Annotated in this window: 18 protein-coding genes and 1 pseudogene; 7 read left to right on the plus strand and 12 right to left on the minus strand. The window is 70.8% G+C overall.

Annotation, left to right across the window (positions count from 1 at the left end):
- Nucleotides 1-291 precede the first annotated feature (291 nt).
- Nucleotides 292-483: an STAS domain-containing protein gene (locus ACFYUZ_RS38010; protein WP_389317408.1), complete on the minus strand. Its 192-nt coding sequence runs from the start codon at nt 481-483 to the stop codon at nt 292-294.
- A complete protein-coding gene (locus ACFYUZ_RS38015; protein ID WP_389317411.1) occupies nt 471-659 on the minus strand; it encodes a hypothetical protein in 189 nt (62 codons plus the stop codon). The genes ACFYUZ_RS38010 and ACFYUZ_RS38015 overlap by 13 nt, the downstream gene beginning before the upstream one ends.
- A gap of 157 nt (nt 660-816) precedes the next feature.
- Between ACFYUZ_RS38015 and ACFYUZ_RS38020 the strand changes: the two genes are divergently transcribed.
- From ACFYUZ_RS38020 to ACFYUZ_RS38035, 4 genes are all read left to right on the plus strand, one after another.
- Nucleotides 817-1,290, plus strand: coding sequence for an ATP-binding protein (locus tag ACFYUZ_RS38020; RefSeq protein ID WP_389317413.1), 474 nt, complete (start codon nt 817-819; stop codon nt 1,288-1,290).
- 391 nt (nt 1,291-1,681) lie between these two features.
- Entirely contained in the window at nt 1,682-1,888 is a 207-nt protein-coding gene (locus ACFYUZ_RS38025; RefSeq protein ID WP_389317416.1) for a hypothetical protein, read from the plus strand.
- A gap of 661 nt (nt 1,889-2,549) precedes the next feature.
- The gene (locus ACFYUZ_RS38030; RefSeq protein WP_093471494.1) at nt 2,550-2,753 is read left to right on the plus strand and encodes a cold-shock protein; all 204 of its coding nucleotides are present in this window, start codon (nt 2,550-2,552) and stop codon (nt 2,751-2,753) included.
- Nucleotides 2,754-3,346: 593 nt separating this feature from the next.
- On the plus strand, nt 3,347-3,553 hold the full coding sequence (locus tag ACFYUZ_RS38035) for a hypothetical protein (RefSeq protein WP_389317419.1): 207 nt from the start codon (nt 3,347-3,349) through the stop codon (nt 3,551-3,553).
- Nucleotides 3,554-3,732: 179 nt separating this feature from the next.
- On the opposite strand, the gene ACFYUZ_RS38040 is transcribed toward ACFYUZ_RS38035, so the two are convergent.
- Nucleotides 3,733-4,029, minus strand: a complete 297-nt coding sequence (locus tag ACFYUZ_RS38040; RefSeq protein WP_389317422.1) for an STAS domain-containing protein — start codon at nt 4,027-4,029, stop codon at nt 3,733-3,735.
- Nucleotides 4,026-8,291 (minus strand): SpoIIE family protein phosphatase, encoded by a 4,266-nt coding sequence (locus ACFYUZ_RS38045; RefSeq protein ID WP_389317424.1) that lies wholly within the window; start codon nt 8,289-8,291, stop codon nt 4,026-4,028. The genes ACFYUZ_RS38040 and ACFYUZ_RS38045 overlap by 4 nt, the downstream gene beginning before the upstream one ends.
- A 348-nt stretch (nt 8,292-8,639) precedes the next feature.
- On the opposite strand from ACFYUZ_RS38045, the gene ACFYUZ_RS38050 reads away from it, so the two are divergent.
- The gene (locus ACFYUZ_RS38050; RefSeq protein WP_389317427.1) at nt 8,640-8,996 is read left to right on the plus strand and encodes an STAS domain-containing protein; all 357 of its coding nucleotides are present in this window, start codon (nt 8,640-8,642) and stop codon (nt 8,994-8,996) included.
- A gap of 30 nt (nt 8,997-9,026) precedes the next feature.
- Here the strand turns inward: ACFYUZ_RS38050 and ACFYUZ_RS38055 are convergent, their stop codons facing one another.
- From ACFYUZ_RS38055 to ACFYUZ_RS38080, 6 genes are read right to left on the minus strand one after another with little or no spacing between them, the layout of a single operon-like run.
- Complete coding sequence (locus tag ACFYUZ_RS38055; protein WP_389317503.1) at nt 9,027-10,679, minus strand: SpoIIE family protein phosphatase; 1,653 nt, start codon at nt 10,677-10,679, stop codon at nt 9,027-9,029.
- Complete coding sequence (locus ACFYUZ_RS38060; RefSeq protein WP_389317429.1) at nt 10,679-12,526, minus strand: ATP-binding protein; 1,848 nt, start codon at nt 12,524-12,526, stop codon at nt 10,679-10,681. Before ACFYUZ_RS38060 ends, ACFYUZ_RS38055 begins: the two co-directional genes overlap by 1 nt.
- Entirely contained in the window at nt 12,523-13,566 is a 1,044-nt protein-coding gene (locus ACFYUZ_RS38065) for an ATP-binding SpoIIE family protein phosphatase (RefSeq protein WP_389317432.1), read from the minus strand. Before ACFYUZ_RS38065 ends, ACFYUZ_RS38060 begins: the two co-directional genes overlap by 4 nt.
- Nucleotides 13,567-13,571: 5 nt before the next feature.
- Nucleotides 13,572-13,994, minus strand: coding sequence for an ATP-binding protein (locus tag ACFYUZ_RS38070; protein WP_389317434.1), 423 nt, complete (start codon nt 13,992-13,994; stop codon nt 13,572-13,574).
- A complete protein-coding gene (locus ACFYUZ_RS38075) occupies nt 13,991-14,368 on the minus strand; it encodes an STAS domain-containing protein (RefSeq protein ID WP_389317437.1) in 378 nt (125 codons plus the stop codon). The genes ACFYUZ_RS38070 and ACFYUZ_RS38075 overlap by 4 nt, the downstream gene beginning before the upstream one ends.
- Nucleotides 14,365-15,210 (minus strand): STAS domain-containing protein, encoded by an 846-nt coding sequence (locus ACFYUZ_RS38080; RefSeq protein ID WP_389317440.1) that lies wholly within the window; start codon nt 15,208-15,210, stop codon nt 14,365-14,367. The genes ACFYUZ_RS38075 and ACFYUZ_RS38080 overlap by 4 nt, the downstream gene beginning before the upstream one ends.
- Before the next feature lie 1,164 nt (nt 15,211-16,374).
- Here ACFYUZ_RS38080 and ACFYUZ_RS38085 point away from each other — a divergent pair.
- On the plus strand, nt 16,375-16,551 hold the full coding sequence (locus ACFYUZ_RS38085) for a hypothetical protein (protein ID WP_389317443.1): 177 nt from the start codon (nt 16,375-16,377) through the stop codon (nt 16,549-16,551).
- Nucleotides 16,552-17,019: 468 nt separating this feature from the next.
- Here the strand turns inward: ACFYUZ_RS38085 and ACFYUZ_RS38090 are convergent, their stop codons facing one another.
- Entirely contained in the window at nt 17,020-17,202 is a 183-nt protein-coding gene (locus tag ACFYUZ_RS38090; RefSeq protein WP_389317446.1) for a hypothetical protein, read from the minus strand.
- Between the two features lie 261 nt (nt 17,203-17,463).
- Between ACFYUZ_RS38090 and ACFYUZ_RS38095 the strand changes: the two genes are divergently transcribed.
- Nucleotides 17,464-18,930, plus strand: coding sequence for an alpha/beta hydrolase (locus tag ACFYUZ_RS38095; protein WP_389317449.1), 1,467 nt, complete (start codon nt 17,464-17,466; stop codon nt 18,928-18,930).
- 27 nt (nt 18,931-18,957) lie between these two features.
- On the opposite strand, the pseudogene ACFYUZ_RS38100 reads toward ACFYUZ_RS38095, so the two are convergent.
- Nucleotides 18,958-19,095, minus strand: a pseudogene (locus ACFYUZ_RS38100) (transposase); the annotation flags it as partial.
- Between the last annotated feature and the right edge of the window lie 328 nt (nt 19,096-19,423).

Consider the following 19,423-nt stretch of genomic DNA (forward strand, 5'->3'; position numbering starts at 1 on the left):
GCCTTCCACGATTCCTACCACCCTGGGCTGGTGGGGTTCCTGGGCGCCGCGATCAGGGTGTTCGCCGAACAGGGGAGCGGGTTCGCCCCCAGCACCACGGTGCGTGGCCGCATGCCGTGATCAACGGTCCAAGGGAACTGCGAGACACGCATTCCGCCGAGATCCGGAAGAGACGGACTGACGCCGTCCTTGGCGCCGGGCCGCCGGAGCCGGTCTTCATGCGACACGAGGCGGCTGCCCGGGTCTTTTCGGGGCGGCCGCCTCGCCGTGTCTTTCGTGGTGGGGCTCGCGTCAGGCGTTGAGAGCGTCTCCGACTGCGGGGTTGCAGGGGATGACGGTGCCGGGGCCGGCCAGGCTCAGGACGCGCTGGGCGGCTCCCCGGGCGCCGGCGATGCGCAGCCAGCCATGCGCTTCGCTCACGTGCCGGTGGACGGAGGTGAGGATGTTGAGGCCGCTGGAGTCCAGGAAGGTCACGCTTTCCATGTCCGCCACGATGCGCGGCGGTGCTGCTGTGTCGCTCGGGGCAGCAGGGCGTTGTGCAGGTCGCCTTTGGTGATGTGGTCGATCTCCCCTCGCAGGGTCATGATACGGACGCCGTCGGCCATATGGTGTGCGGCGGAAAGCCGTTCGGTCCGGGCCGTTTCCTCATTACTGGTCATGGTCTCCTCGCTGTACTTACGCTTGCCCGGGCCAGAGCGCGCGGATGGTTGTGCCCCACTGCTCCGGGCCGGACGCACTCGGACGGCGGCACTGGTCGGCCTTTGCCGCATAGGGCATGGACGGTCGGGTAACCGCGCCGTGTGGATGAGAATGAGGATGAAGTCAGTGGTACCTGATGCCGACCAGGATGGCGGTGCCGAGTCCGTACTGGACAGGTTCCTGATGCGTGCCGGCTACAAGCTGGACGGCGGGGGAAGCTGTGTGGCCGACGCCCGGCATCACGCCTCCGCCTTTTTGGACCGGGCCCGCATCGAGCATCGGCTGCCGGTGTCCCAACGGGCCCGGGATCTGACCGCACTGGTCGTCAGCGAGCTGGTCACCAACGCCTACAAGTACGCCCCCGGCCCCGTCTTGATGGAGCTGCGCATCAGCGCCGACCGCGTGGACATCGTGGTGTGCGACAGCGACCCCGCCGTTCCCACGGCCCAGACCGCTGATCCGGGCCGGGTCGGCCAGCACGGCCTGGAGATCATCAAAGCAGTCGCCGAGGAACTGTTCATCGAACAGGAGCCAGTCGGCAAGCGCATCACAGCCCGCCTCGCGCTGGCCGACACTTCCAGCCTGACGTAGGAGCGGGATGTGACGACGGCCCGGGATCTCCCATGCGGCCGTCTGTTCTCTCACGCGCCCCGTGCCGGCGCCGGCGCCGTTCCTCTCCCCGGACGCGGGATCCCGACCTGTCCATCGGCCATGCGGGAGCCGCCGTAATCCGGGAACAAGGCGCTGAACCAGCCCAGAGCCTCGCCTTCCCCCAACCGTGTGGTCTGCTCGCTGTTTCGCGAGCATGCCTGGGTGTGCGACGCTGAAAGGACACGAGACCGGTCGGCGCCATGGGCGGCGGCCTTTGGGACCCGGGAGTCGCCCCCACTCCGGGCACTCGGGCCCCACCACCGTCGCCCACCCCCTCTTTCCCGAACCGGGGGTGTTTCGTCTGTGGGCTCATCAACCCCCGGGAGGGGGCGTGCCCAGCATGAACGTCATCACCACGATCACCGGCACCACCGCCCGCGTCACCCCGCACGGAGAAATAGACTTCGACACCCTGCCTTTGCTGTACGCCGCTGTGGACCGGTTGCCGCCCTACGTCACCGACCTGCTGTGGGACCTGGAACGCACGTCCTTCACCGACGTGGCCGGCCTGCGCCTGCTGTTCGGCCCCGCCCCGTAGAGCAGCCCGCACCGCAGGACGGCGGCGACAAGACTGCACGACCAGCCCCTGCACCTTCTGCTGCTGGCCGCTGACCTGTTTCCCGCGGCCTACGACATCTCCCGGCTCATCCCCGATACTCCCGCCGACCTGATGGCCCCCAGGGCCTGAGCCACCCCCGGATCGGACTTCTCGACGAGGCAGCCGCGGGACGCATCAGCTGGCGTGGAGAACACCGGCAGACACTCCATGCTTCCGCAGAACCCTCTTGAGGCCGCGCGGTGGACGGCCACCCGGATGGCCACCCGCTACGCCTGCGCGCCCCCTACGCCTGCGCGACCCCCACGCCTGCGCGACCCCTACGTCGGCGCCGCTTCCGGGGTCGGGCCCAGTGCGGCGAGTGGAGAGCGCCGGCCCTTCACGGCCCGGCGGAGCTCCTCCCGGCCGAGTTCGGGGTATGCGACGGCGAGCGCGTCGACGTCGGCGGTGCGGTAGAGGCGTTTCGTGTGGTGGCGGAGGGGGCGGGCGTGTACCGTCCCCGTTAGCTGTCGTGGTTCGGATCTTCCCTTTGCCCATGCCTTCGGCGTGGGCTTTTTTGCTGTGTTGTGCCGCAGGAACCAGGGCGATCACCTCCGTCTTCCGTACCTCGCGGGAGGCGTTCATCGACTGGAAGGCATGAGACATGGCTACGGGAACTGTGAAATGGTTCAACGCGGAGAAGGGCTTCGGCTTCATCGCCCAGGACGGCGGCGGCCCGGACGTCTTCGCCCACTACTCGGCGATCAACTCCTCGGGCTTCCGTGAGCTCCAGGAGGGGCAGAGCGTGACGTTCGACGTCACCCAGGGCCAGAAGGGCCCGCAGGCGGAGAACATCAACCTCGCCTGATCCGCCCCACACCCCGTCGGCGGAACCGGAGCAGATGCAGCGCCTCGGTTCCAGTGGTCCATACGGGGCGGCCGGCGCACGCCGTGTGAACTGGCCCGTCCTGATACGTTTGCTGTGAGAAGCAGGAGTGTGGACCACAGGGCCGTGGGCATGCGGGTTTTGAGCGCTTGGGGGTGCTCTGGATATGCAGGACCTGCCGGATTCCCCCTCCGGCCGGTTCTTGGGTGGAGGAACGGCCCGCACCGAGTCGGTGCGGGCCGTTCTGTGGATCCCGGACGAGTACCCCTTGCCGCTTCTGATCTGGTCTGGACGTCGGTGCCGAGAACCGGGTGTGGGCACCCGCAAGGAAGCGACATCGGGTGGCCGCCCGGTGCCGGGTGCTGGACAGCGTGGGCAGAAGACGGACAGGCCGGTCAGCGTGGTGAAGAGGTCGAGGGCCTCCACGCCTGCCACCGAATTTCCTCGCCGGTCGAGTCGGAGACTCACCCGCACAGGGTGCACATATCCGCGGCCACTCCGCGGCACGGGAGGACGGCGGCTTCCTGTTTGCCCCACAGGAGGAACTCGATGCGGCAGACGTCCTGTTCAGAAGGGTGGACCGGTTCCACACCCTGGCGCTGACTGCCTGCGCCGCGGTCTTCGTCACCCGGTTCCGCCACGACCGGGCCGACGGCCTCGCAGGGGTGCTGGACGCCCTGACCCCGGGAATGGCGGACGACGCACTGAACGTCGTCGCGGCAGGCGCGGCAGGCTACTTCGTCGTCCGGCTGACCCACGTGCAGGTCGCGGCCGGCTCCTGACGGAGGGGTGTCGTCCAGATCTGGTTCGCGACTCCTGGCTTGTCACGGCTGGAGACGAGGAGGCCGTCGCGACCACGTGGGGGAGGGGCGGGCCATCCCGGCACTGCGACGGCCGCGGCTGTGCCGTCGGCACCCCGTCCTACGGCCACCACAGCCGGTGACTCCTCCCTGTCGTGCTCTCAGGCGTCGGTCTCGTGGACTGTGGTGAGGTCGGCGAGGCCGGAGATCGTCAGGACGGGAGTGAGCAGCGGGGGCGCGACGAGTTCGACGCGGTGACAGTGGGTGAACAGCACGCTCAGGGCGGCGCTGTCGAGGTACTCCACCTCCGTGAGGTCGATGACGAGTCGGCCCGGCAGGGCATCGAGGGCGGAGGCGAGGGCGTCGGCGTTGCTCATGTCGATCTCGCCGACCGCCCTCAGGACCGGGGTGTCGTCCGCCCGGCGGCCGGGGGTGAGGGTGAGCGGTGTCGTGTTCATGGGGTGATCCTCGTGCGCATGTCGACGGTGGTCCCGGCCGGGCCGGGGGTGATGGTGACCTGTTGCATCAGGGCGCGCATGAGGGTCACTCCGCGGCCGCGGTGGGGATGAGACCCGGGATCGGGCCGTTTCCAGCGGCCCGTGTCCTCGACGCTGAGCCGCAGCTCGTTGCCGAGGGCTTCGGCGCGCAGGCGCACGGCGTCACCGGGGGAGTCCCGGTGACCGTGCTCGATCGCATTGGCGCACGCCTCCCCGGCCGCGACGAGGGCGTTCTGGGCCGTCCGCGGAGGCAGGTCGCACCGGTCGAGCCAGTTGCGGAGGGCCTGGCGCACCGTCGCGAGCTGCCCCGATTCGGCGGGGAACGTCACGTCGAGGGGGGTCGGGAGGCGGTAGAGCAGGAGGGCTACGTCGTCGTCGTAACCGCCCGCCGGCGCCAGCCGGGCCATGAGCTCGCCGGCCAGGGCGTCGAGGCCCGTATCGCGGCCGTCCCGCAGGGCGCGCCCCGCTTCCGCGATGCCATGGACGAGGGGTACGCGACGGCGTTCGACCAGGCCGTCCGTGTACAGCAGCAGCGTGGCGCGGGCCGGCACGGTGCACGTGCCGGTCGGGCGGTCTTTCCCCAAGGCGATGGCGAGCGGGGTGGAGCGGCCCTCCTCCAGCAGGATCGTGGTGCCGTCGGGGTGGGTGAGGACACCGGGAGGATGTCCGGCGCTGGAATAGGTCAGGCTTCCGGTCCTGGGATCGAGTACGCCGCAGAACACCGTGGTGCACAGAGCGCCGGGAACGCCGACGGCGAAATGGTCGAGCGCCATGAGGACCTGGGCCGGGTCCGGGTTCTGCAGCAGCAGTGCCCGGCAGGCGCTGCGGAGCTGCCCCATGACCGCAGCGGCTTCGAGTCCACGGCCGACGCAGTCCCCGACGACGATGCCGATGCGTCCGTCGGACAGTGGCACCGTGTCGTACCAGTCGCCGCCCACCTCGAGGGGCCGGACGGCCGGTTCGTAGCGTACGGCGAATCCCTCGGGGAGCCGGGAGGGGCCGAGGATGGCCCGCTGCAGGGCGAGTGCGGTCTCCCGCTGCTGGTCGATCTGGTGGGTGCGGGTCAGCACCTGTGCCAGACGGCCGGCCAGCAAGGACAGCAGCAGCCCGTCCTCACCGGTGAAGGGGCGCTGGTGGCCGAGGTCGACCCGGAGGACGAGAGGGCCCTCGGGGTGCTCCAGGAGGACGCCGGCGCCGGAGCCGTCCGCGACCGGCGTGAGCGCGGGCCGCCCGCGCAGCCCGGTCAGCCGCCGCCGCTCCTCGGCGGGGAGCCGGTCCCACGTCACCGGCGTCCCCGCCACGGTCAGCTCGGGCCGGTCCCCACCCCTGAAGAGGGCGGCCGTCACCCGGTGCGCACGCCACAGGCTCCGCAGCTCGTCCAGCGCGCCGTCGAGCGCTTCGGCCGTGCTGCCGGCTTCCGACAGTCGGGCGCCGAAGGCCGCCAGGGCACTGTCGCGCTGGACGGCGTAGTGCTCGGCGGTGACATCGCGGAAGGTGCCCACGACGACGCACCGGTCGGTGTCGGGGTCCTGGACCCGGACTACTGCGGCCCTCACCCAGACCCGCCGTCCGTCCCGGTGGGTGAGGGGGACGGTGGAGGAGCCCTTCGCTGTCCGGGTCAACCGGGCGAAGGACTCCTCGACCTGTCGGCGGGCTTCCGGGTCGACCTGCGGGTCGGGCCACCACGGATGCACGGGCGCGTACGGCAGTCCCTCGGGCCCGTAACCGAGGATATCGGTGAAGGCGGCGTTGATCTCGACGACGGCGCCCGTCTCGTCGTAGACGAAGAAACCTTCCTGGAAGGAGTCCACGAGGGCGGTGCGCCAGCGCGCGTGGTGGTTGCGCAGTCGGGCCAGTTCCACGGTGGCGCGCACGCGGGCGAGGAGTTCGACGGCCGCGAAGGGCTTGACGAGGTAGTCGTCGGAGCCCGCCCGCAGGCCCTCGACGGATGCTTCCTGACCGGCCCGGGCGGAGAGCAGCAGGACGGGGACGGCGGCGGTACGGGGGTCGGCGCGCAGCGCGGTCACGAGCGCCAGACCGTCCAGGCGGGGCATCATCACATCGCTGACGACCAGGTCGGGCGCCTGGGCGCGGATCGCGGCGACAGCCTCCTGGCCGTCGGGCACTCCCCGCACCTCGTAACCGGCACCCGACAGCAGACGGGTGAGGTACTCGCGCATGTCCGCGTTGTCGTCGGCGACGAGGACCTTCGCCACGACCCCCGGGACGGTCCTTCCCCTCGGCTCGAAGGCGGCCCCGGCCCCGGCCCCGGCTCCGGCTCCGGCCCCGACCCCGACCCCGGTCTGCGCCCCGGTCTCCGTACCGATTGCGGCGATGGCCGTACCGCTCCCGTCCAGCGCGCCGACCACCGGCCCCGGGACCGCCTTTTCGTCGGGCAGCCAGCGCAGTGCCTCCTGCAGGTACGGTACGGCCGCGCTCCCCCCCTCGGTCAGCGGGGCCGCGGGCGCCACCGCGTCCGCGGGCAGGTGCGCGGTGCCGAACGGCAGACGGATCGTGAACCGGGTGCCCTCGCCCTCGACGGACTCGGCGGTGATGGTGCCGCCGTGCAGCCCGACCAGCTCCCGGACCAGGGCGAGCCCGATGCCGCTGCCCTCACCGGAGCGCGCGCGGGCGTTCTCGACACGGTGGAAGCGCTCGAAGAGCCGTGGGATCTCGTGAGCCGGCACGCCGGTGCCGGTGTCCGTGACCGTCACCACCGCCTCCGTGCGCTCCGAGCGCACGGACACGCCGATTGTCCCCTCGAAGGTGAACTTCAGCGCGTTGGACAGCAGGTTGAGAACCACCTTCTCCCACATGCCGCGGTCCACGTACACCGGGGCTTCCAGAGCCCGGCAATCGACCGCGAGATCGAGGCCGGCCTTGTCGATGGCGGAACGGAACACGGCGGCCAGGTCGGCGGTGGCCGTGGCAAGGTCCACGGGCTCGTAACGCGCTCCCATGCGGCCGGCCTCGATCTGAGAGAAGTCGAGCAGGTCGTTGACCAGTCTGCCCATCCGGAGCCCGTTGCGGTGGATGACGTCGAGTTCGTCGCGCACCGCGGGATCGGCGCCCGACAGCCGGGTGCGCAGCTCCTCCACCGGGCCCATGATCAGGGTCAGCGGGGTCCGGAACTCGTGGCTGATGTTGGAGAAGAAGGTGGTCTTGGCGCGGTCGAGCTCGGCGAGCTCCTCGGCCCGCCGCTGCTGTGCCCGATAGCTGCGGGCACGGGAGATGCCGGCCGCGAGGTGCCCCGCCACGAGTTCGACGAAGCCGCGGTAGTCCTCGTCCAGCAGCCGGTAGCGGTTCAGGGCGGCCACCAGGAAGCCGTACGGTGCGGTGCCCTGGTCCAGCAGGGGCACGATCAGCGCGTGGGTCGGCGGCTCGGACCAGGCGCCGCCCGGCAGCGCCTCGTGGGCCGGACCGTCCAGGGCCACCAGCGCGGTCTCCTGCCGGGCGGGCGCCTGCGCCGGCCACGGCGCCGACGTGTCGCCGGCCGCCAGCACCTCAGGGGCGGCGGGATGTCCGGCGGCGATGCCGGTGGTCGCCGCCAGCCGGGCCGAACCGTCCTCCTGGAACAGATACGTGAGGGTGAACGGCAGGTCCTCGGCGTTGTGCTCCATCTGCCGGCCCGCGAAGGCCACCAGCTCCTGCTCGGTCAGGAGCGCGCGGGACTCCGAGCCCAGGTCCCGCAACGTACTCATGCGGCGCTCGGCGATGACGCGGTCGGTCTCCTCGCTGACGACGCACAGCACGCCGACGACCTGTCCGTCCTCGTCGCGGAGCGGACTGTACGAGAAGGTGTGGTAGCTCTCCTCCGGGAACCCGGAGCGCTGGAGGAACAGCAGCAGCGCCTCGTCCCAGGTGGCACTGCCGGCGAGGACGCTCTCGATCCGCGGACGGACGTCCTCCCAGACCTCAGCCCAGACCTCCCGCACCGGCCGGCCGAGCGCCCACGGGTACTTGCGCCCGAGCGTGTCGCGCCGGTAGGCGGTGTTGCAGAAGAACGTCAGTTCCGGCCCCCACGCCATCCACATCGAGAAGCGGGACGACAGCAGGATGCTCACGGCGGTGCGCAGACTCTGCGGCCAGCTTTCCAGGGGACCCAGGGGAGTCGCCGCCCAGTCCACCGCCGCGAGGTCACGGCCGATCTCCTGGTCGGCGGCGAACACCTCGGGCACGGCCGTCCCCGTCGTACGGGACCCCCGGCCCTCACGCTTGACCACTGGCCACCCTCTCGTTCCCGCGCCCGGGCCTCCCGCCCGTAGCGCCGGGTCCGTGGCCGCATCGCATGCGACCGCCTGCCCCGATCACCGGCCGACACACCCGCGCCCCGCGAGAATCCCGCATGATCCGTAGGATAAACCTGCCACCGCGCCCACGGGCGTGTGCGCCCAGCCCGCGAGGCCGGGGAGCGCGCAGGCCGACGCACGGAATCCCATGCGGCCGGGAGGTCGGTGACACATACTCCGCCGAGCTGTGGAGAGGCGAAAGGCACCAGGGACGACGTCTTGCTCCGCACGCTCCGTACCCCGACCGACGAACCGTACGCCCCCAGCCGCACAGGAGAACCGGTGGACGATCACACCCTCACCGTCAGCCCCCAGCACACCGCACCGGGCGCCACCGTCCTGGTCGTGGAGGGTGAGCTCGACCATCACACCGCCCCGCTCCTCGCCGACTTCCTCAGCGAGGAGGCGTTCGCCCCGGGCGCTCGCGTGGTACTCGACCTGACCGCTCTCACCTATTGCGACTCCACCGGCGTGACCGTCCTCGTCAGTGCCTACCAGAGGGCACACGCGGCGCGGTGCGTCCTGGCACTCGCCGGAGTGAACGACGACTTGTCCCGGGTCTTCGGGATCATGGGCCTGGACCAGGTCTTCACCCTCGTGCCCACGGTCGCGGACGCGCTGGGCCCCGCACGGCCCTGATCGCGGAAGGCCCGTGACACCGGCCCCGCATCACTCCGAAAAACCGGTGACGCGGGCCGCCATCAGGGCGACGTCGTCCTCCCCGTCGGGCGGGAACGCCGCCAGCAGCCCGTCGCACACCTTCTCCACGTCGGTCGGCAGCGTGCCCAGGACGGCGGACAACCGCGTCAGCGAGTCGCCGAGGTCCTCGTGGCGCCGCTCGATCAGACCGTCCGTCGTCATGACGAGTACCGAACCGGGGGGCGCAGCCACCTGGACCGCCGAGGGCTGCGGGAGCCGCAGACCGAGAAGGGGCCCGTGTTCGTCGACGAAGCGGACGCTTCCGTCAGGAGTGCGCAGAAGAGGCGGCAGGTGGCCGGCGTTGGCGACGTGCAGTAGCCCCGTCTCGCTGTCGACGAGGACGACGCACAGGGTGAGGGTGAGCTGCGCCTCGACGGCCGCGAGGAGGTTCTCGATGCGGTCGAGGATCGCCCGCGGCGAGTGTTCCTCGATCGCGTAGGCGCGCAGGGCATGGCGGACCTGCCCCATCAGCATCGCCGCATCGAGGGAGTGGCCGGCCACGTCGCCGACGGCGAGCAGCAGCCCGCCCCGGGTGGGCAGAGCTTCGTAGAAGTCGCCGCCGATCTCCGTGTGTTCGCTGGCGGGCAGGTAACGCACCGCGAGCTCGGCCAGGGGGGATCGGGGCAGGGCGTCGGGCAGGAAGCTCCGCTGGAGCGTCAGCGCCAGATCGTGCTCCTCGGTGTAGCTCCGCAGCGCCTCCAGCGCCAGGGCGCATGCCTGGGCCAGTTGGGTGAGCAGCTGCTCGTCGTCCGGCGTCGCGACGACCTCGGCGGGCACCGCGAGGCAGACCGGAGGGCGCCCCGGCTTCGCCCGAGCGATGCCGACGGCGAGCATGCCCCCGGGTATCAGGTGGGCAGGGAAGCCCGGCCAGGGCCGGGCCTCGACCAGCAGGAGTCGGGTGCCGGTCCGTTCACCGAACTCGTGGTACGACGGCAGTTCCCGCACGTCGACCTCACCGCCCTCCACGCCGGGCGGGACGGCCGCGGCCTCCACGCTGAGGGGCGCCTCTTCGGCCCGGGTCGTCGTGCGGACCGCCGAGGCGGGCTCGCCGTGCGGGGAGATGAGAGCCGCCACCGCCGTCGTCCCCAACACGATCGCGGCGCCTTCCGCCGCCGCCCGGGCGACCTCGGTGGCGTTGTCCGCGCTGTAGAGGAGGTGCGTGGCCTCGTTGAGGTGGAGAAGGCGGTCGGCCAGGTGCTCGGCCCGGCGCCGGGCGCGGGCGTAGCGCAGGGCGGCGGTGACCGTGGCGAGGAGCTCGTCCGGGGCGATGGGTTCGGTGAGGTACGCGTCGGCTCCGCGGTTGAGGCCCTGCGTCCGGTCGGTGGCGGTGATCGCCGACGCGGAGACGTGGATGACGGGGAGAGCCGCCGTGACGGCGTCCGCCTTGATGCGCTCGCAGACGTCGAAGCCGGTCATGTCCGGCAGGCGCACGTCGACGACGGCGACCTCCGGAAGCGGTTCGCCGGACTTGAGGATCGTCAGGGCCTGGGTGCCGTCCTCGGCCTCGACGACCGTGTGACCCGCCCGCGACAGCGTGGTCCTCAGCACGTACCGGTTCGTCGGGTTGTCGTCGACGATCAGGATGCTCGCCGGCGAGTTGTCGGACGGGGACGGGTCGGGGATCACGCTGTCGTCTTTCCGCTCTCGGCGGGTGCGTCTCCCGCCATCGGGGGAGGGGGAGCGGCGGGCACCGGGGCGAGGCCCAGGGCCAGCAGGATGCGCTCTCGGGTGAGGTGGGTCTTGTTCAGCACGGAACGTGCGTGGGTGAGCCGGGTCCGGTCCACCTCGCTGGGATCGGTGGAGGTCAGCACCACGACCGGGACGCGCGCCGTGACCGGGTCGCGGGCCAGGACCCCGAGCAAGGTGTAGCCGTCCGGCGCAGGCATGACGAGGTCGACCAGGATCGCGTCCGGTCGGCGGTCGCGGATGACGTCGAAGGCCTGCGAACTGACCGTGACCTCGGTGATGTCGTCGGCGAGGCGCTCCAACGTCGGGCGCAGCAGGTCGAGGAACGTCGGGTCGTCGTCCACCACTACGAGGGAGCCGAGCCGGGCGGTGGGTTCGACCGCCTGTGGCGCTCCTCCGTCCGGGCCCTGCGCCTCCCCGGCGGGAGCGTCGAGATGGGCAGGGACGTCCACGCGGACGGTGGTTCCCTCGCCGGGGACACTGGTCAGCGTGAGGGTGCCCCCGAGGATGGCGGCGAGCCGGCGCGCGTACGGCAGCCCCAGACCGGTGCCGGACTGACCGCGCTGATGCATGCCCAGGACCTGATAGAACTCCTCGAACACCCGTTCCTGCTGGTCCAGCGGGATCCCGACGCCCGTATCGGTGGTGGTGAACGAGAACCAGGTCTGCCCGCCCCGCGTCTCGGTCTCGACGGTGAGCCGGACCTCGCCCGCCGTCGTGAACTTCAACCCGTTGGAGAGCACGTTGCGCAGCACGCGGGTCAGCATGACCTCGTCGGTGACGAGCCGCGGGGCGTCCGACACATCGGGAATGTCCAGGCGCACCCCTTCGTGTGCCATGCCGCCGAGCGTCCCGCGGAGCTGATGGAGCAGCGTCCGCAGGTCGGTGTCGGCCGGCGTGGGCTCCAGCCGCCCGGACTCCGCCTTCGCCACGTCGAGGAGCTCCTCCACGAGTGCGAGGAGGGTGCTGCCGGAGCCGGCTATCAGAGCCAGCTGCTGCCGCTGTTCCTCGCTCAACGGATCGGCACCGGGCGCCATGAGGAGACGTGCCAGGGAGATGACCGAGTTGACCGGCGCGCGCAGCTCATGGCTCACATTGGCCCAGAACCTCGTCTTGGCCTCGCTGGCCAGACGCAACTGCCGGGTCTTGTCCTCCAGCTCGGCGTACAGGGCGACCACGCCCGTGTTCGTCTCCTCCAGCTCCGCGGACAGCTCACTGTAGAGGGCGACCACTCCCTTGTTGGTCTCCTCCAGCTCTTCGTTCAGTCGCCGCAGCTCCTCCTGCTGGGCCCGCGACTCCTCCAGGGCCCGGAGCAGCTGCCGGTTCTGCGAACGCAGCTCCTCACTCATGCTGAGGTCACCCGAACCGAGGAGCGCCGCATGGGCCCGCTCGATGCGCTGTTCGGGGGAGGTGTTCGTGGAGGGCAGTCGTTGTCCCACCGTCAGGGTGTGCCCTTCGTCCGAGGCGCTGTACCGGCTGTGGTCCAGGAGCCGATGCGCCGCCCGTACGGTCTCCTCGCCGGGGCCCCGGTGCCCACCCCAGGTGAAGGAGGCGAGGAAGTGAACCCCTCCGGGCCGAGGCGCGGTTCGAAGCTCCACGCGAAGCCCCGGGGATCCCAGCAGATCACGCCCCACCTCGCTCAGTACGGTCACCACGCGGACCAGTTCGTGACCCTCCAACCCCAAGGCCTTGCACAGCAGCTGTCCCTGTCTGCGGAGTTCAAACACATCCCTGTCGACGCTCAGCAGCAGATTGCTGAACTCGTGGCCCCCCACGGCTCTCACGAGCCGGCCGCCTTGACGACGACGATGCCGGCGTCATCCCGCCGTACACCCGCCTGACCGAGTATCTGCGCGGCGATGAGCGCCGGACGCCGCCGGAACAGACCGGGGAAGGAAGCGGGGGACCAGCGGTCGCTCAGCCCGTCGGAGTGGAGGACCAGGACACCGCTCCGCTCCAAAGGCACCTGATAGGTCCTCAGGGTCGGCATCTGGTGGCCCACGATCCCGGGAAGCGAGAGCAGCGCACTCCGCTTGTCCCCGCTGACGACGCAGGCGCTGATGTTGCCCACGCCGCAGTGCTCGACAGTGCCGCGGGAGTAGTCGGCACGTGCCACCGCGACCGCCGCGCCACGGGTCCCCTTCAGCTCGTCGTGCAGCGCCCTCACGACCCTCGCGGGCGACCTGTGCGCGTTGGCCCTGAACGTGGCCCGTGCCCGTTCGCTGGCCAGCGCCGCCAGCGGACCGTGGCCGAGCCCGTCACACATCATGGCGGTGACCACGGCCCCGTCAGGCCCCTCGTCGGTGCGCGCGGCCCAGCTGTCCCCGCACACGGTCTCACCGCTGATCGGCCGGGTCAGCCCGGCCACCGACAGCTCGACGTCTCCGAGCGCACCGTCGGCCTTGACGGACCAGAACCGGGCGAGCAGCGCCGTTCCGACCCCCGGCAGGGAGTACACGTCGAACGTGTCGGCGCACCGCGCGATGGAGCCCAGGCCCACTCCGAGGGTGCCGCCGCTGGAGACGCCGTCGGCGAGCGCCGCTGAGAGGTCCGGAATCCCGGGACCGCTGTCCAGCGACAGCAGTTCGACAGCGGCCCGGGCGGGCAGGGTGACGATCCGCAGCGCGAGGGAGCCGTCCTTCGCGTACTTCTGCAGGTTGGTGGCCGCCTCGGTGACGGCGAGCTCCACCTCGGCCACTCTGTCCGCGGACATGCCGATGCGATGCGCCAGACGCGCGGCCTCACGGCGCGCGACCGCGTCCAGCGCCGCGCCCAGGCGCATCCACACCACGTCCTCGGCCTCTGTCCCGTGGCCGTCGGCCACGGGATTCACCGTGCCCACTTCAGCACCGTCACCGTGGTGCCGACACCGGGCGTCGAATCGAGCTCGAACTCGTCGACGAGACGGCGGGCGCCGCTGAGCCCCAGCCCCATGCCGCTGCCGGACGTCCATCCGTCCGTGAGGGCCAGTTCCGTGTCCGGGATGCCGGGGCCGGCGTCGGCGAAACGCACCCATACGCCGACCCTGGCCACGTCACGCACGATCACCGCCTGAGCGGTGCCCCCGCCCCCGTAGATGAGGGTGTTGCGACCGAGCTCACTGGCGGCGGTGACCAGCTTCGTCTGATTGACCAGGGACAGGCCGGCCTGCTGGGCGAGCAGACGCACCGTCTGGCGCGCCTTCACCACGTCCCCGCTGGCCTGGATCGGCACTTCCTCGCGCGAGGCCTCGTCGGCCGGGTAGTCCCTCACCGGCTTTCCGGAGGTGACACCTGCGCACGACGGAGGTAGCCCAGCCCGAGCTCGAGGTTGAGAGCCGTCCGGACGCCACCGAGCGACAGCCCGAGTTCCACCAGGGTCATGGCGACCGCGGGCCGCATGCCCACAACGACCGTCTCCGCGCCCAGCACGCGGGAGATCGCCGCCGTGGTGGCGAGCATCCGCCCCACGAAGGAGTCGACGATCTCCAGGGCGGAAATGTCGATGACCACGCCGCGGGCGGAGGTGGCGACGATCTGCTGGGACAGGTCGTCCTGCAGATCGAGCACCATCTGGTCCTCCAGGTCGACCTGGATGGACACCAGGAGGATGTCGCCGATCTTCAGGACCGGAACGCGATCGCTCACAGCAGCCCCGCCGCACGGGTCGCAGCGGCCTTGTCGATCTCGACGAGGGCGTGACGCAGGGCGTCCGCCAGGGTGGCCTTGGTCGGGATGTCACCGAACTCGATGCCGAGCCCCACGATGGTCTGCGCGATCTGCGGCCGGATCCCCGAGATGACGCACTCCGCACCCATCATGCGCGCCGCGACGACGGTCTTGAGCAGGTGCTGCGCCACCTGTGTGTCCACCGCGGGGACCCCCGTGATGTCGATGATCGCGTGGGCGGAGTTCGAGTCCAACAGGGCCTGCAGGAGCTTCTCCATGACCACCTGCGTACGGGCAGAGTCCAGCGTCCCCACGAGCGGCACGCCCACGACGCCGTCCCACAGCTTCACGACGGGCGTGGACAGCTCCAGGAGCTGCTGCGACTGCGCGGAGATGATCTCCTCGCGGGTCCGCGCGTACTCCTCCACCGTGAAGAGGCCCAGGTCATCCAGGAGGCGCGAGAACTGCAGGTAGACGCGAATGTCGTCGACGGACCCGCCGAGCAGGGACTCCAGCACCTCCTTCAAGGCGAACACGCTCACGGCGGTCTCGGTGGGGGTGAAGCCCTGGCGCGCCCGGCTCCGGGAAAGCTCCACGAGGAGACTGCGCACGACCGCGTACTCCGAGCCCCGTCCGGCGAACCCGCCGGTCGCGAGGGCATCGGTGATGGCGTCGTACAGCTCGCTCAACTCACGGCCCAGCTCCACGGTGCTCAGCCGACCGTGCAAGGACGCTCCGACGGCCTGCTCCCACTGCGCGATCAGCTCAGCACGACGTGCCGTGAGCAGTTTCAGCAGCCGCTTCGAATCGCCGCTGTCCATACGCGGTCCCTCCACATGTCACCAAGTCAGAACGCTGCCGACCATACGGCACTGTCCAGGACACCACTCAAACCCGCTGTCGCGAAGAGAGGCTTCCCAACGCCCCGACCGGGTGCCCAACCCCACATCGACGGACACCTGCCCCGTGACACCCGGTCCACACCTCGAACGCAAACGTGAGACACGTCACGCCGGAGAAGCGCGCGAGACCCGCTCGAGAACACCGTGGCCCCGACCCCTCCACGAACGGCGCCGCGCGGTGCCCAAGTGACCGACCTTTTCGAAACAAGATTCAAATTCGCCCCAAGGTGGCCATTTCACAGGCGAGTTGAGAAAATTCCAGGATCCGGCGAAGTCCCGGTGCGAGCGCCCTGACGTGCAAGGCATCGAGCACGGAATTCTTTACGCCCCACAGATCCCTCCTACGCGGCTGGGCCAGGAGCACTTCGCAGTGGCGGGGCCGGACACCGACTTCAGTTCAGTCCCGCGACCGTCGTGGGCCGTCTCTTGGATCGGCCTCCGAAGACGCCGTTCCTCACGGTGGTCCGGATGCTCCCCAGAGGACCGCGCGAGCACGCGGAGCGTGTGGGCGCGCCCGGCGAAGCGCGTGTCCGTGGGGCCCACGGCCTTGCAGTCCCGCGCAAGCATGCCGAGCAGGCCGGGCACCGACAGGTGACCGTCGAGGGCTCGGGGTGTGGTGGTACGGCGGCTTCTTGGGGTGAATCGGGAGGGGATCCTGACTGCGCTGCATGTGCGGATCCCGGCGGAGTTGGCGGGGGGGGGGCACCGGAGCGGACGGTGTGGCGGTGGCTGGTCGATGGACGCCGGGGCATGGTGAGGCGCGGTCGCGGCAGAACGGTTTTCGCTGAGTGACGCGTGGTGGGAGGTCCTCGCTCAGCCGGTCGGGAACGTCGCGGAGTTGCGCCGCAGGATGCTCCACGCCGCGCGAGCGGCCACCGGTCGCCCACTCCGGAGCCCACCGGTCCCTACGCACTTGGTCAGGCCCTCGTGCCGAAGACGAGGTGTACGCACTGCACGTCAACCGCCTGCGAGGTATTCGTGGTGCCCCGCATGCGAGTCATCGACACGGAGCGCGGCGACTGCTGCGGCGCTGCTCAAGCGACGTGGCAGGGTCCGCCATTCCCTGGGCACGACGATTGGTGGATGCTCGGAGCCGGCGGCTGCAACGCCAGTGCGGTCCACGCGGACGCAACACCTGTACGCCTCGACACCCCGATACCCCGCGACCTGCTCCAGGCGCTCACCTGGCGCAACGCTCGAGGCAAGACCCGCAACCCGAAGCACGTCGCGGACTGCCGCCTGCTTCGCCACACCCGGTGAACGCCATGTCTGGTCCTTCCTGTGCTGGGTCACCCGCTCCGACTGATGCCGGGACGGATGAAGTCCGGCCGGATTCCCGTCTCCTCCACGATCTCCCCGACCGTGTACAGCCGATCGGACGCAAGCTCCGCCACGTCACGCGGGTGATGCTCGGCGACGCACGTGGCCACGGCCGACGGCTCGAACTCCAGGCCGCGCCCCCGCCTACCAGCAGGTGAGGGCCGATCCGGGTGACGGCCCCGGCGCGGATTTTCGGCGGCGTACCGGGTGTTCACGCCGTAGTGCGCGGCGGTCTCGGCGGAGGTGACGCCGTTCCGGCCGGGCGGAGGGACGGGATGCCGGTGGCTACCAGTGGTGACTGGTTCTCCTCTGGGGAGCCTGCCGGCCGACGGGGCTTGCTCGCCGTCTTCGGGGGCGGTCTTCGGACGGGGCCCCGTCGGCCGTTTCCTTGCGTGCGACGGGGGCCGGTCAGGCGGCCAGGGCCGTACGCGCGGCGTGCAAGGCGTCGTCGAGGGTGTCGGCGGTGCGGTCGTGCCCAGCGGATCCGCTCGTCTCGTCCGGGTCGCTGTTCCATCCCCAGCCGGTCTCGGGGTGCCCGTCGATGACACGCGTCGTGCCGCCTATGCGCTGCCTGTAGCTGGGCCATCGCATCGGTGATGGGTCGGCAGAGGGGGCTTGGCGGTGACCGACGGGGCTGGTTTCCCTGGCTCAGGGTTGGCGGTGCTGGTCCCGTAGGGGTGGGGGGTGGTCACCGGTACTTGAGTTGGATCATGAAGCCATCCTGTAGCAGGACGGGGTGCGGTCTCTTCGGCTCGGAGACTTAAGACGGTCCGCGAGTTCGAATTTCGCAAAAAATTAGGGGGCGGCGCAGTGCTGCGAGCTGGACGAACGACTTCCATCCTTACGGCGGGGGTGGCGACGGCCGTGTTGGCCGCGCTTACGCCGGCGACCGCATTCGCGGCTCAGGAGCCGCTGGAGAGGTTCGGGCGGCAGCAACTGCGGTGGGAGCGCTGCGCGCAGGACCAGCCGACGTCGTTGGAGTGCACGACGGTGAGGGTGCCGCTGGACTACGGCGATCCGCACGGGCGGAGCATCGGGATAGCGGTGTCGCGGGTGAAGGCGGGCAGCGCGGCGAAGCGGCGCGGTGTCCTGCTGATGAACCCCGGCGGGCCGGGCGGGCCGGGGCTGACGATGCCGGCTGAGATGGCGCCGTTGCTGGCGGCGGAGGTGCGTGAGCGCTTTGATCTGATCGGCTTCGACCCGCGCGGCGTCGGACGCAGCGCGCCGGTCCACTGCGGTCTGGCGGCGGACGAACAGGTCCTCGACCACCCCTATTCCGTCGAGACGTTCGGGCAGGACGTGGCCCGGGCTCGGAGCGTCGCGGACAAATGCCGGGACAAGGCCGGGGACCTGCTGCCACACATCACCACCCGGAACACGGCGCGGGACATGGACGTGATCCGGGCCGCGCTGGGGGAGCGGAAGATCTCCTACCTGGGGCACTCGTACGGTACTTACCTGGGCGCGGTCTACACCCAGATGTTCCCCCGGCGGACGGACCGTTTCGTCCTCGACAGCGCGCTGGACCCGGCGCTGGTCTGGCGGGGAGTGCTGCGCGGTGCAACCGAGGCGGCCGAGCTCGCCTTCACCCGCTGGACGGAGTGGGCCGCAGCCCGCGATGCGACGTACGGGCTGGGCGCGACCCCGCAGGCGGTGCGCGCGGCGTTCTGGGACCTGGTCGCGCGTGCTGACCGCACGCCGATCGTGCTGGAGGGCCAGTCGTTCGACGGTGACGCGATCCGGGCGCAGTACCGGGCCTTCGTCCAGGTCGAGGCCGTCACGCCGCTCGTCGTCGCGCTCAAGGCCGCGGCGGCGGGCGCCGCGGCCCCGGCCAGTACTGCCGCGCCCGCGGCGGCCGAAGCGCCGGACATGGACAACATGGTGTCGGTCGCCTGGGCCGTTCTGTGCGGCGAGGGCCGGAACTGGCCGCGTGATCCCGAACAGTACCGCCGCGACGCCATCCGGGACCGCGCCGCCCGCCCCCTGGCGGGCGACTTCGGCGCCAACGTCCAACCCTGTGCGTTCTGGAAGTCCGCTCCGCGTGAGGCTGCCACGGTGGTGGACAACGACGTCGACGCGTTGATCGTGCAGAACGAATGGGACCCGCAGACGCCGTTGGCGATGGCCGAGGGAATGCGGCGCGCCTTGCACGGCGCCCGCATGGTCACGGTGGCGGGCGGTGAAGGCCATGGGGTGCTGGTGACCGGCCGTCCGTCCTGTGCCGACGCCGACGTCACCCGCTACCTGACGACGGGCCGGCTCCCCGCGAAGGATCGCACCTGCAGTCGACAAGTCGCTGCAGCTGATCTGCGTCCTTGACTCCCAGGATGATGCGCGGTGGCAGCCTACGAAAGCCCGCGACCAGACCAGGAACCAGCGATGTGCTGTCGACTTCGATACGCCGTAGCAGGGCGGCAGGGTCCGCCAGGCACAGCCGCTGACAAGCCCGCAGATGACCGCGGCGAACAGCGTCTCATCCGTGGTTCAGACATCCGGGCGGAGGGAGTCGTACGGGGTGCTCGTGCGGTGGGCGGACATGAAGGAGAGGAAAACGCCCTGGACATCACTGGCGCGGACGGCGCCCCTCCACGCCGCGGCCGAACAGCTCGACCAGCGCTGGGCCGCCTCGGGAGCCTCGCGGGTGCGCCGGCCCCAGGTGAGCCGTGCGCGAGGGCCCGGCTCCACGCCGGCCTGCGGCACTGACAGCGCGTATCGGGCATTTCCGCGCCGGTCCCCGGCGTGTATCCGTGCGGCGAGGTGGTCTGGGTGCCGCCCGGCCAGGCCGCCTCGCCCGCTGACCGCATGCCGGCGG

Source organism: Streptomyces sp. NPDC004266, assembly GCF_042874095.1.
GTDB lineage: Bacteria > Actinomycetota > Actinomycetes > Streptomycetales > Streptomycetaceae > Streptomyces.

Coding starts and splice junctions, on each gene's coding strand:
- ACFYUZ_RS38040 (WP_389317422.1), bottom strand. CDS start 4,029: ATGAACACGACACCGCTCACCCTCACCCCCGGCCGCCGGGCGGACGAC.
- ACFYUZ_RS38010 (WP_389317408.1), bottom strand. CDS start 483: ATGGAAAGCGTGACCTTCCTGGACTCCAGCGGCCTCAACATCCTCACC.
- ACFYUZ_RS38085 (WP_389317443.1), top strand. CDS start 16,375: ATGCTCGGAGCCGGCGGCTGCAACGCCAGTGCGGTCCACGCGGACGCA.
- ACFYUZ_RS38090 (WP_389317446.1), bottom strand. CDS start 17,202: ATGCGATGGCCCAGCTACAGGCAGCGCATAGGCGGCACGACGCGTGTC.
- ACFYUZ_RS38015 (WP_389317411.1), bottom strand. CDS start 659: ATGACCAGTAATGAGGAAACGGCCCGGACCGAACGGCTTTCCGCCGCA.
- ACFYUZ_RS38030 (WP_093471494.1), top strand. CDS start 2,550: ATGGCTACGGGAACTGTGAAATGGTTCAACGCGGAGAAGGGCTTCGGC.
- ACFYUZ_RS38020 (WP_389317413.1), top strand. CDS start 817: ATGAAGTCAGTGGTACCTGATGCCGACCAGGATGGCGGTGCCGAGTCC.
- ACFYUZ_RS38080 (WP_389317440.1), bottom strand. CDS start 15,210: ATGGACAGCGGCGATTCGAAGCGGCTGCTGAAACTGCTCACGGCACGT.